Here is a 12,619-nt window from a genome sequence, read left to right as displayed (position 1 = left end):
TGGCATTCGCCTCTGCTACCGTTTGCAGTCTCTTGAGCGAAATAATATCAGGCTTTAAACTTCCCACACGACAAATATGGTTTACTGTCGGACAGCGATAAACAACTGCCGCAGTCAACAATGCAAGCGCAAAAACCGAGTGTGTCCGGCCATCACACGGGCAGCTTGAGGAACGGGAGGATCATGTCATGCCGTCACTGAAACGCAGCATACTCGGCGCAATGCTCGCCCTCTCAGTCCCCCTTTCCGCAAGCGCCCAATCGTTCGAAGAAGATGAACTGGCGCTGGCCTACGGCGACAAAGCAAACATCAGCATCGCCACCGGCAGCCAGCAACCCATCAGCCGCGCCCCCGCCGTTTCCACCGTGATCACGGCTGGCGACATCATAGCGATGGGGGTCACCAACCTCGACCAAGCCTTGGAGAGTGTACCGGGACTGCATGTGTCTCTTAACAATATCGCACAGCATCCTATCTACGGTTTTCGCGGTATCGCCACCCTGAATAACCCGCAAGTGCTGATGCTGGTGAATGGCATCCCGATCACCAACGTGTTCTGGGGGGACCGCAGTCAGATTTGGGGCGGCATGCCGCTGGAGAATGTAGCGCGCATCGAAGTGATCCGCGGCCCCGGCTCGGCACTCTACGGTGCAGATGCTTTCTCCGGCGTGATCAACATCATCACCAAGACGGCAGCCGACATCCAGGGCACGGAAGTCGGCATGCGTGCCGGCAGCTTCAACACCCGCGATGCATGGCTGCAACATGGCGGCACGATGGGGGCATTGGATGCAGCCTTCTACCTGCGCGTCGGCAATACTGACGGACACCGAGGCATCATCCAGCAGGATGCGCAAACAACAAAGGATGCCGAGTACAGTACCAATGCGTCGCTCGCCCCAGGCTCACTGAATAACGAAGTGAAAGCGATCGATGCGCGCACGGATTTGGCCTTGGATGCTTGGCGATTCCGCGCTGCCTACCAGAACAGAGAAATGGGTGTCGGCGCTTTGGGTGGCAGCATCGACCCGAACGGCCGTGGCACCGCATCGAGACTATATCTCGACCTGAATTACGAGCAAGCCAACTGGGCACAAGGTTGGGATGTTTCCGGGGTCTTCGGATTTTTCGACATCAAGGAGAGGCCCATCGGCCACTACACACTTTTCCCGGCCGGTGCCTTCGGTGGAGCCTTCCCCAACGGCATGCTCGCAGGTCCCGGACATTCAGAGCGACATGGACTCGCCAGCGTTTCTGCCGTACACACCGGCTTCGACCAGCATCGCATCCGCATAGGAGGCGGCTACCGCGTGGAAGACCTGTACGAAGTCACGGAGACCAAGAACTTCGACGCAACGTTCGCCCCGCTACCCGGCGGCTTGGTCGATGCAACAGGCAACCCGAATTTGGTCTACTTGCTGCCACACAAACGCAATCTGACTTATGCCTTTGTGCAGGATGAATGGGAGTTCGCCTCAGACTGGGCACTGACTGCGGGTATCCGGCACGACAACTATTCCGATTTCGGCGGCACCACCAACCCGCGTATTGCGCTGGTATGGGATGCCGCCTACAACCTGGTGGTCAAGGCCATGCACGGTACGGCCTTCCGAGCCCCCTCATTCTCCGAACAATACGCAATCAACAATCCGGTCGTCCATGGCAGCCAGAACATCCGGCCAGAGACCATCACCACAGATGAACTGGCATTCGCTTGGCAAGCCACGTCCGCGCTGCAAAACAACCTCAACTTCTTCCATTACCGCATGCGGGGCATCATCCTGCCCAGTGGAACCACTTACCAGAACACGGGAGGACAGACCGGGCGCGGACTGGAGCTGGAATCGACTTACGACGCCACCAACAACCTGCGCCTGAGCGGCAGCTACTCCTTGCAGCATTCAACCAACACAGCTACCGGGCAGGATGCCGGCATGACACCGCACCGCCGCGTGTTCGCGCGCGCCGAATGGCGTTTCGCTCCGCGCTGGCATCTGAACACGAAGATCAACTACGTAGCGGAACGCATGCGCGAATCGGGCGACACGCGTGCCCGAGTGCCCGACTATGCACTGGTGGATCTGACATTGCGTCGCGAAGAATTCGCCGGTGATTGGGAATTCAGTGCCATGGTGACCAATCTGTTCGACCGCAAAGCATGGGAACCGACCTTCAAGTCAGCCGGCATGCCCTCAGATCTGCCGCTGCCCGGCCGCGCGCTCTACCTGCAACTCGAGTACAACTACTAGCCACGTTGCACTGTCGCTTGTTGCCAAGGCGAGTCTGTATCACCGCCCTGCGCTATCCGTTCACCGGCACACCTTGTTGCCGAACGGATCGATTCCGCAGCGGATCTTTTCGCGGATCTCCTCGCGCCGTTGCAGCTCTGCATCCGATACAGCCGACGCGCCGCTCACACCCTCTTCTTGCAATAAGTCCCGGGACACATTGAACAGGATGCCGTCCTTGTCCATGCACACGATATTGCCGAACGGATCGGTGCCGCAGCGGCTCTTGTCGACGGCAATAGCCTCGACAGATAGCGTCAGCGCAAACAGCAACATGAAAACTCTCATCACCTTCTCTTTTGGGTAGCTCGATCCATATCGCACATTATGCCCTCACCTTCTTGCTGTTCAGGCTGATGATCAGCACGCCCGACAACACCAGCACAGAACCGATGATCTGCAGCAGCGAGACGCCCTCTCCCAGAAACACATACGCCATATAGATCGTGCTGACCGGCCCCACCGTGCCGATCAGCGAGGCACTGCCCGAGCCGATGCGATGGATGGCGAAGGACAGCAGGAATACCGGCAGCACCGTGGAGAATATCGCCATCGCAAAGGCGTATTCGTACACCTGCAACGGCAATTCCAGCGCGCGCCACGAGCGCATCACCAGGAACTGCAGCACGCAGGCGGCACTGGCGACCAGCGAGGCATAGGCGGTGAAACGCAACGCGCCGATGCGCGCGATGGCATGCCCCGCACCGACCAGATAGATGGCGTAAGACAAGGTGCTGGCGAACACCAGCGCTGCGCCCATCAGCACCGCATCGCCCTGGCTCACGCCCACGTCATGCAGGAACACCAGCGCGATACCGGCATAGCTCAAGGCCATCGCCGCCATCACTTTCAACGTGATACGTTGTTTGAACAACACTGCGGCGAGTATCACCGTCATGGTCGGATAGAGGAACAGTATCAGCCGTTCCAGCCCGGCGGTGATGTATTGCAGGCCGAGGAAATCCAGATAACTGGACAGGTAATAGCCGACCAGCCCCAGCCCGACCACCAGCAGGCGGTCATGCCTGTCCATCGGCACCGCATGACGTCTATGCGCCCAGACCGCCACGCCCAGGAAGAACGGGGCAGCGAACACCATGCGCAATGCCAGCAGTGTCACCGCATCCACGCTGCCCAGATAGGCCAGCTTCACCAGGATGGCCTTGGCCGAGAAGCCGACTGCGGCCAGCAGCGCGAATACGACACCGAGCAAAACATCCCGTTGGGCGAAGGTGCTGCGAGTTTGACTTGTCATGTTGTAAGACCCTTGAGTATCGGCTGGGCGGGTCTTGGATCAAGGCAACGACGGAAGACCCGCTGTTGCCCGTTTGGAAAAATCGTTAAAACAGGAATGCACGGCGGCTGTGGGCTGGCATGGCTAGCCACAGTCGCTTGGCGTGAATGGATTTTGTGAATATCGATTGCATGGGCTGGAATATACGTTGCCGCCTCGGCGCGGGTCAACTAACCCGCCAAGCCGACATAGACGTTCTGCACATCGTCATCCCCATCCATCGCTTCGAGAAAGGCTTCCACCTCCTCACGTTCTTCATCGGTGCTCAGGCTAACCGGGTTCTTCGGACGATAGCCGAGCTGGGCCGAGACGACGGTGAAGCCTTGCGCGGGCAATGCCTTGCACACGGCATCCAGATCGGTGGTGTCGGTGATGAACAGGGTCGCGCCTTCCTCGGAGGGTTCCAGGTCTTGCGCGCCGGCTTCGATGGCGGCAACCTCCGGGTCGGCATCCTTGTTGTTCGGTGTGGCTTCGATCATGCCTACATAGTCGAAGTCCCACGAAACGGAACCTTCCGTGCCGAGCTGGCCTTTGCGGAACAGCACGTTCATGCTGGACTTGGTGCGGTTGATGTTGTCGGACAGACATTCGACGATGACCGGCACGCGATGCGGTGCGAAACCTTCGTACACCAAACGCTCCAGTTGCGCGCCACCATCCAGCAGCCCCGCGCCTTTTTTGATGGCGCGATCCAGTGTGTCCTTGGGCATGGAGGCTTTCTTGGCCTGCTCAACAACCAGGCGCAGGCGCGAATTGGTATCGGGGTCGGCACCGCCTTTGGCGGCGACCATGATCTCCTTTGCGAGCTTTCCGAAGATCTTGCCCTTGGCGTTCGCTGCGACTTCCTTATGCCTGGCTTTCCACTGTGCACCCATGTCAGTTCTCGTTTGTTGGTTGATACGAATTCATCCGGAGGCGCATCTTGCCTTATCTGTCGACGCGCTTCAATGCTTGCGGCGATCATCTGCCGTTGGCAACATCCTCAACCACCTGCAAGAAGGCATCGCCGTACTTGGCCAGTTTGGCCTGGCCGATGCCGCTGATGTGCCCCATCTGATCCAGCGTCTGCGGTCTTTGATTGAGTATCTCCAGCAAGGTGCTGTCGTGGAAGATGACATAGGGCGGCACGCCCTGTCCGCGCGCCAGTTCCATGCGTTTTGCTTTGAGCGCTTGCCACAAGGGATCGTCGTTGGCTCCGGCGAAGGCTTCGCGCAGGCGCGAGCCGCGTTCGGCTTTGCTGGACGTGCGCTTGGCGGGTTCGGCATCGCGGCGCAGCCAGACTTCCTGTTCGCCGCGCAGCACGGGCCGTGCCGCTTCGCTCAGGCGCAAGCCTCCATAGCCTTCGATGTCCACATCGATGAATCCACCCGCAGTCAACTGACGGTAAACGCTGCTCCACTGCTGTTGTGCCAACTCCTTGCCGATACCGAAGGTGCTGAGTTGTTGATGATGGAATTGTTCGACCTTGGGCGTCGCTTTCCCCAGCAACACGTCGATCAGATGCGCCACACCGAAACGCTGGCCCGTGCGGTAGATACAGGACAGCGCCATCTGCGCAGCCTGCGTCGCGTTCCAGGTATCCACCGGCGTCAGGCAGTTGTCGCACTGCCCGCAATCGCCGGGATGCTCCTCGCCAAAGTAGCGCAGGATGGTCTGGTGGCGGCATTCGGTGGATTCGCAGAAGCCGAGCAACGCGTCGAGCTTTTGCAACTCAACGCGCTTGCGCTCTTCGGGAGCATCACCCGACAGCAACATCTGACGCATGGACACCACATCACCGACGCCATAGGCCATCCACGCATTGGCGGGCAGACCGTCGCGCCCGGCACGACCGGTTTCCTGATAGTAACCTTCCATGCTCTTGGGCAGGTCGAGGTGGGCTACGAAGCGCACGTTGGGTTTGTCGATGCCCATGCCGAAGGCGACTGTGGCGACCATGATGACGCCTTCTTCGCGCAGGAAGCGTTTCTGGTTCGCATTGCGCACGCTGCTATCCAGTCCGGCATGATACGGCAGGGCATCCCAGCCCTGCTCTTTCAGCCAAGCAGCGGTCTCTTCGACCTTCTTGCGCGACAGGCAATACACGATGCCCGCGTCGTTTGGGTGTTCGGTTTCAAGGAAGGTCTGCAACTGCTTGCGTGCGTTGTCCTTGAGCGTGACGCGATAGCGGATGTTGGGACGGTCGAAGCTGGAAACGAACTGCTGCGCCCCGCCCAGCGCCAGCCGCTCGATGATCTCGCCGCGTGTCGGCGCATCGGCCGTGGCGGTCAATGCGATGCGCGGCACATCCGGGTAGCGCTCGTGCAGGATAGTGAGCTGGCGGTATTCGGGACGGAAATCGTGCCCCCATTGCGAGACGCAATGCGCCTCGTCGATGGCGAACAGCGCGAGCCCCTTGTGCTGCACCAATCCATCCAGCAATTCGAGGAAACCCTCGGTCATCAGGCGTTCCGGCGCGACATACAGCAGCTTCAACTCACCGCGATGCACTTTTCGGTACACCTCGCGCGCCGCCTCGGCATCCAGGCTGGAATTCAGGAATGCGGCAGAAACGCCAAGTTGCCTGAGCGCATCCACCTGATCCTGCATCAATGCGATCAGCGGCGACACCACGATGCCGATACCGTCGCGCATCAGCGTGGGGATCTGGTAGCACAGCGACTTGCCGCCGCCGGTGGGCATCAGCACCAAGGCATCACCGCCCGCCGCAACATGCTCGACTATGGCCTGCTGCGCACCGCGGAACGCGCTGTAGCCGAAAGTATCGCTGAGGATCTGATGGGCGTTGTCGGGTTTCATGGATGCTGATCGATTGGCGGGCAGGCGATTATCTCGCACATCCCTTGTCCCGACATGGGCGATTGAATCTCCAGCTTGTGCCGATGGTATGATGACTGCAGACCAAGAATCCATTCCAGGAGCGATATGAGCATCCGTACCGTTGTCACTCAACCCTTCTCCGACCAGAAACCCGGCACTTCCGGCTTGCGCAAGAAAGTCCCGGTATTCCAACAAACGCATTATCTTGAGAATTTCGTACAGAGCATCTTCGACAGCATCGCCGCACCGCAGGGCGCGACGCTGGTCGTAGGCGGAGACGGCCGTTATTACAACCGTGAGGCGATCCAGACCATCCTGAAGATGGCTGCGGCGAATGGCTTCGGCGAAGTGCTGGTCGGTCGCGGCGGCATCCTGTCCACACCGGCAGCATCGTGCGTGATTCGCAAGTACAAAACTTTTGGCGGCATCATCCTGTCCGCCAGCCACAACCCCGGCGGCCCGAAAGAGGATTTCGGCATCAAGTTCAACAGCAGCAACGGCGGCCCGGCGACCGAAAGCGTCACCGAGGCGATCTTCTCCAGGAGCAAAAACATTGCGAGTTATCGCATCCTCGATGCGGCCGATGTGGCTTTGGATAAGCTCGGCGAGACGACCCTTGGTGCCATGAAGGTCAAAGTGATCGATCCGGTCAACGACTATGCAGAGTTGATGGAATCTTTGTTCGATTTCGATTCGATCCGTGCTTTGCTGAAGAACGGCTTCCGCATCAGGTTCGATGCCATGCATGCAGTGAACGGCCCTTATGCGAAAGAGATCATCGAGAAGCGTCTGGGCGCGCCGGTCGGCAGTGTGATGAACGGCGTGCCGCTGGAAGATTTCGGCGGTGGCCATCCCGACCCGAACCTGACTTACGCGCACGATCTGGTCGAGATCATGTATGGCGACGATGCGCCGGATTTCGGTGCCGCCTCCGACGGCGACGGCGACCGAAACATGATCCTCGGCAAACACTTCTTCGTGACGCCTTCAGACAGCCTCGCGCTGCTGGCTGCGAATGCCACCTTGGCCCCGGGTTACAAGCAAGGACTGGCCGGCATTGCACGCTCGATGCCGACCAGTGCGGCGGCAGATCGTGTAGCAAAAGCCTTGAACATCCCTTGCTACGAGACGCCGACTGGCTGGAAGTTCTTCGGCAACCTGATGGATGCCGGCAAGGTCACGCTGTGCGGCGAGGAGAGTTTTGGTACAGGTTCAGACCATGTGCGCGAGAAGGATGGTTTGTGGGCGGTATTGTTCTGGCTCAATATCCTCGCAGCACGCAAGCAGTCTGTTGAAGCCATAGTGCGCGCGCACTGGGCAAAGTTCGGACGCAACTTCTATTCACGCTACGACTATGAAGCCTTGCCGACTGAAGCCGCGAACGGCGTCATGCTGCATTTGCGTGACAGCTTTGCCGGACTGACCGGCAAAGCCCTTGGCAGGTATTCGGTCCAGACCTGCGATGACTTCAGTTATACCGACCCGGTGGATGGCAGTGTGAGCAAGAGCCAGGGGGTGCGCATCCTGTTCAGCGATGGGTCGCGCATCATCTATCGCCTGTCAGGCACAGGCACAGAAGGTGCAACCTTGCGCGTGTATCTGGAAGCATATGAAGCCGATGCTGCCCGTCATCATCTCGATGCGCAGGAAGCCTTGAAGGAATTGATCGGCATAGCTTTGGAGATTTCGGAACTTGTGCAACGCACGGGACGCGAACGTCCCACAGTGATCACTTGATATCGGATGGAGGCGCGGTCACTGCAGAGGTGGCCGCATTCTCACCAATCATCTGAAAGAACACCTCGCCCTGTTTGACCATGCCGAGCTCGCTGCGCGCACGCTCTTCCAGCGCGTCGCTGCCGGCCTTCAAATCACGCACATCGGCATCCACCACGGCATTGCGCTGCCGCAAGATCTCGTTCGCTGCTTTCTGTGCTTCGAGCTGGTGATGGTTGTCCCACACCTTCAGCCAGCTTCCCTTCCCGAACCAGAGCGGATATTGCAATAGCAGGAGAAGGGCAAGCAGGATGTAGGTGACGGCACGCATCAGCCTAACTGATAGTAAGCCTCACGACCGGGGTAGGAAGCGCTGTCACCGAGGTCTTCCTCTATGCGCAGCAACTGGTTGTATTTCGCCATGCGGTCGGAACGCGACAGCGAACCGGTCTTGATCTGCATGGAATTGGTCGCCACCGCCAGGTCGGCGATGGTGGAATCTTCGGTCTCGCCGGAGCGATGCGAGATCACGGCTGTGTAACCTGCGCGCTTCGCCATCTCGATGGCGGCAAAGGTCTCGGTCAGCGTGCCGATCTGGTTCACCTTGATCAGGATGGAGTTGGCGATACCGCGCTTGATACCCTCCTTCAGGATCTTGGTATTGGTCACGAACACATCGTCACCGACCAGTTGGATCTGCTTGCCCAGACGGTCCGTCAATGCCTTCCAGCCGTCCCAATCATGCTCGCTCATGCCATCTTCCAGTGTGATGACCGGATACTTGTCCACCCAGGACGCGTACATGTCGATGATCTGCGCGGCGGTCAGCGTCAGACCGTCGGCCTTCAGATGGTACATACCGTCCTTGTAGAACTCGGAAGCAGCGGCATCTATACCGATCGCCACATCCGCCCCCGGCACATAACCGGCCGCCTCGATCGCTTCGACGATGACTTTCAGCGCAGCTTCGTTCGACCCCAGCGCCGGTGCGAAACCGCCTTCGTCGCCGACGGTCGTGGTAAGGCCGCGATGATGCAGGATCGCCTTCAGCGCATGGAACACTTCAGCGCCGCAACGCAATGCCTCACGGAAGCTCTGCGCACCGACCGGAATGATCATGAATTCCTGGATGTCTGCACCGCCGGTAGCGTGTGCACCGCCGTTGATGATGTTCATCATCGGCACCGGCATCTCCATGCGTGCCGCTCCGCCCAGGTAGCGATACAGCGGCAAGCCGCTCTCCTCCGCTGCGGCACGCGCGACGGCCATGGACACGGCGAGGATGGCATTGGCTCCCAAGCGTGACTTGGTGTCTGTTCCGTCCAGCTCGATCATGGTCTGGTCGATGAAAGCCTGGTTCTCTGCATCCAGTCCGATGATCGCTTCGGCGATCTCGGTATTCACGTTCTCAACAGCCTTCAACACGCCCTTGCCCAGATAGCGCTGCTTGTCGCCGTCGCGCAGTTCAATGGCCTCTTTCTCACCTGTAGAAGCACCGGAAGGTACTGCGGCACGTCCCATGACGCCCGACTCCAACAACACATCTGCTTCTACCGTCGGATTCCCACGGGAATCCAGAATCTCACGCGCTACGACATCAACGATTGCACTCATCTCTATTTCCTTCTCTCTCACACGCTCTTCAAGTTTACGTTCTCTTCAATGAAACCCTGCTGCTTCACCAAGGCATCGATCGCCTTCAGTGTCTGCAACAATTCTTTAAGATGCCCCAATGGGAACGCATTGGGCCCATCTGACATCGCTTTGGCCGGATCAGGATGCGTTTCCATGAACACACCTGCCACACCCGCAGCAACGGCAGCGCGCGCCAACACCGGCACGAACTCGCGCTGACCGCCGCTGGAGGTACCTTGCCCACCGGGCAGCTGCACTGAATGTGTGGCATCGAACACGACCGGGCAACCGGTGTTGCGCATCACCGCCAGTGAACGCATGTCGGATACCAGATTGTTGTATCCGAACGAAGCGCCGCGCTCACAGACCATGATGTTGTCCCCGCCGCTCACTTCGCGCGCTTTATCCACCACGTTCTTCATGTCCCAAGGTGACAGGAACTGCCCCTTTTTGATATTAACCGGCTTGCCGGATCTCGCCACCGCATGGATGAAATCGGTCTGGCGACACAGGAAGGCAGGCGTCTGCAACACATCGACCACGCTGGCCACAGGCGCGATCTCATCTTCGTCATGCACGTCGGTCAGCACAGGCACGCCAATCTGTGCCTTTACCTTTTCCAGTATCTTCAGACCAGCTTCCATGCCGAAGCCGCGGAACGTCTTACCCGAGCTGCGGTTCGCTTTGTCGTAGGAGGACTTGTAGATGAATGGAATACCGAGCTGCGAACAAATCTCTTTCAGCTGCCCCGCTGTATCGATCGCCATCTGCTCCGACTCGATCACACACGGACCGGCGATCAGGAACAGCGGCTTGTCCAGACCGGCTTCGAAGTTGCACAGTTTCATGCTGCTTCCTTGTGTTTCACTGCAGCTTCGACATACGCCTTGAACAATGGATGCCCAGCGCGCGGAGTGGATGTGAATTCTGGGTGGAACTGCACGCCAACGAACCAGGGATGCATGCTCTGCGGCAATTCCATCATCTCTGGCAGATCCTCTGAAGGTGTGCGTGCAGAAATGATGAGTCCTGATTTCTCCAGCGCGGGAACATAATGGTTGTTCACTTCATAACGATGGCGGTGACGCTCGTTCACCTCATCGCCGTAGATCTTCTGCGCCATCGTGCCGCTCTTGACCGGGCAACGCTGCGAACCCAGGCGCATCGTACCGCCCATGTCAGAATCGGCACTGCGCTTGGCGACCTTGCCGTCACGATCAAGCCACTCGGTGATCAGCGCCACCACCGGATGTTCGGTCTCGAGGTTGAACTCGGTGCTGTTCGCATCGCTCATACCCGCCACATGGCGTGCATATTCGATGACTGCCAATTGCATGCCAAGACAGATGCCGAGATAGGGAACCTTGTTCTCTCGCGCATAACGGATGGAAGCGATCTTGCCTTCCGTACCACGCACACCGAAGCCCCCGGGAACCAGAATGGCATCGAGTTTTTTCAGGCAGTCCGTACCCTCATTCTCGATGACTTCTGAATCCAGATATTCGATGTTCACGCGTGTGGAAGTATGAATGCCGGCATGCCGTAAAGCTTCTATCAGCGACTTGTACGATTCGGTGAGGTCGACGTACTTGCCAACCATGCCAATGGTGATCTCATGTTGCGGATTGCCTTGCGCCTTGATGAGGTTCTGCCATACGGTCAAGTCGGCCGACGGCGCATTCACTGCCAGTTCTTCGCAGATGATGCGGTCCAGCCCTTGCTCATGCAACATTTGCGGCACTTTGTAGATGCTATCCACATCCCACATCGAGATGACGCCTTCCTCGCGCACGTTGGCGAACAGCGATATCTTGGCGCGCTCGTCATCAGGTATTCGGCGATCCGCACGACACAACAAGGCAGTCGGGAAAATACCGATTTCGCGCAGCTTCTGTACGCTGTGCTGTGTCGGCTTGGTCTTCAGCTCACCCGCTGTCGCGATCCATGGAACCAGTGTCAAGTGTACGTAAGCCACTTGGTTGCGCCCCATGCGCAAACCCATCTGACGCGCGGCTTCCAGGAACGGGAGCGACTCGATGTCGCCCACCGTACCGCCGATCTCGACGATGGCGATCTCCGCCTTGCCATCAAGCGAAGCAGCGGCACCACGTTCGACGAAAGCCTGTATCTCGTTGGTGATGTGCGGAATCACCTGCACCGTCTTGCCCAGATACTCGCCGCGGCGCTCCTTGCGGATCACACTCTCGTAGATCTGACCGGTAGTGAAGTTGTTAGCCTTGCGCATCTTGGCAGAGATGAAACGCTCATAATGTCCAAGATCAAGGTCGGTCTCGGCCCCGTCTTCCGTAACGAAGACTTCACCGTGCTGGAACGGGCTCATCGTGCCCGGATCAACGTTGATATAGGGGTCCAATTTGAGCATCGTGACCTTGAGCCCCCGTGATTCCAGGATGGCTGCAAGTGAAGCGGCGGCGATGCCTTTTCCCAGGGAAGAGACAACGCCGCCGGTAATAAAGATGTATTTGGTCATGGGCCGCGATTGTATCGCAAATTGAATAGGCTCTCAAAAGAAGAAGCGGCTTCACAAGTACGTTTCTTTTGTTTCGAATGGCAATAAAAAAGCCCAACTTGTTGTTGGGCTTTTTTATTTGTAAGGAGTCTGACGATGACCTACTTTCACATGGGTAATCCACACTATCATTGGCGCGGGGTCGTTTCACTGTCCTGTTCGAGATGGGAAGGAGTGGGGCCAACCTGCTATGGTCGTCAGACATAACTGGCGTTGCTTGCTTTAGCCTTTTGGCTTTGGGCAATCAACATAATCTTGGAAGAAGTAAAGTGTGTCTTGATTGTTGCGAGTACTGTATTACTTGCGCTTGCCTAATGTTATAGGATCAAGCCTCAC

Annotated in this window: 10 protein-coding genes and 1 rRNA gene; 2 read left to right on the top strand and 9 right to left on the bottom strand. The window is 58.2% G+C overall.

Annotated features, from left to right (window positions below; all coding sequences use genetic code 11):
* The first annotated feature begins 188 nt into the window (after positions 1 to 188).
* Positions 189 to 2,249: a TonB-dependent receptor plug domain-containing protein gene (locus ACYPYQ_RS07950; protein ID WP_459722503.1), complete on the top strand. Its 2,061-nt coding sequence runs from the start codon at positions 189 to 191 to the stop codon at positions 2,247 to 2,249.
* Between the two features lie 60 nt (positions 2,250 to 2,309).
* Here the strand turns inward: ACYPYQ_RS07950 and ACYPYQ_RS07945 are convergent, their stop codons facing one another.
* The 4 genes from ACYPYQ_RS07945 to recQ form a co-directional block, all read right to left on the bottom strand.
* Complete coding sequence (locus tag ACYPYQ_RS07945; RefSeq protein WP_459722500.1) at positions 2,310 to 2,564, bottom strand: hypothetical protein; 255 nt, start codon at positions 2,562 to 2,564, stop codon at positions 2,310 to 2,312.
* A 49-nt stretch (positions 2,565 to 2,613) separates the two neighbouring features.
* Positions 2,614 to 3,543 carry a DMT family transporter gene (locus ACYPYQ_RS07940; RefSeq protein WP_459722497.1) on the bottom strand — a complete coding sequence of 310 codons (930 nt, stop codon included), beginning with the start codon at positions 3,541 to 3,543 and terminating at the stop codon, positions 2,614 to 2,616.
* 209 nt (positions 3,544 to 3,752) lie between these two features.
* Positions 3,753 to 4,457 carry a YebC/PmpR family DNA-binding transcriptional regulator gene (locus ACYPYQ_RS07935; RefSeq protein ID WP_459722494.1) on the bottom strand — a complete coding sequence of 235 codons (705 nt, stop codon included), beginning with the start codon at positions 4,455 to 4,457 and terminating at the stop codon, positions 3,753 to 3,755.
* 85 nt (positions 4,458 to 4,542) lie between these two features.
* Complete coding sequence (recQ, locus tag ACYPYQ_RS07930) at positions 4,543 to 6,381, bottom strand: DNA helicase RecQ (RefSeq protein WP_459722492.1); 1,839 nt, start codon at positions 6,379 to 6,381, stop codon at positions 4,543 to 4,545.
* Positions 6,382 to 6,507: 126 nt separating this feature from the next.
* On the opposite strand from recQ, the gene ACYPYQ_RS07925 reads away from it, so the two are divergent.
* Positions 6,508 to 8,139, top strand: a complete 1,632-nt coding sequence (locus tag ACYPYQ_RS07925) for an alpha-D-glucose phosphate-specific phosphoglucomutase (protein ID WP_459722490.1) — start codon at positions 6,508 to 6,510, stop codon at positions 8,137 to 8,139.
* Here ACYPYQ_RS07925 and ftsB read toward each other — a convergent pair.
* From ftsB to rrf, 5 genes are all read right to left on the bottom strand, one after another.
* On the bottom strand, positions 8,132 to 8,449 hold the full coding sequence (gene ftsB / locus ACYPYQ_RS07920; protein WP_459722487.1) for a cell division protein FtsB: 318 nt from the start codon (positions 8,447 to 8,449) through the stop codon (positions 8,132 to 8,134). The genes ACYPYQ_RS07925 and ftsB overlap by 8 nt on opposite strands.
* On the bottom strand, positions 8,449 to 9,732 hold the full coding sequence (eno, locus tag ACYPYQ_RS07915; protein ID WP_459722484.1) for a phosphopyruvate hydratase: 1,284 nt from the start codon (positions 9,730 to 9,732) through the stop codon (positions 8,449 to 8,451). Before eno ends, ftsB begins: the two co-directional genes overlap by 1 nt.
* A 17-nt stretch (positions 9,733 to 9,749) precedes the next feature.
* Entirely contained in the window at positions 9,750 to 10,601 is an 852-nt protein-coding gene (kdsA, locus tag ACYPYQ_RS07910) for a 3-deoxy-8-phosphooctulonate synthase (RefSeq protein WP_459722480.1), read from the bottom strand.
* Positions 10,598 to 12,244, bottom strand: a complete 1,647-nt coding sequence (locus tag ACYPYQ_RS07905) for a CTP synthase (protein ID WP_459722477.1) — start codon at positions 12,242 to 12,244, stop codon at positions 10,598 to 10,600. Before ACYPYQ_RS07905 ends, kdsA begins: the two co-directional genes overlap by 4 nt.
* 127 nt (positions 12,245 to 12,371) lie before the next feature.
* Positions 12,372 to 12,485 (bottom strand): 5S ribosomal RNA (rrf, locus tag ACYPYQ_RS07900).
* Positions 12,486 to 12,619: the final 134 nt, after the last annotated feature.

Source organism: Sideroxyarcus sp. TK5, assembly GCF_054601595.1.
The sequence above is the reverse complement of the archived record's forward strand: the minus strand, read 5'-3'. Positions and strand labels throughout refer to the sequence as shown.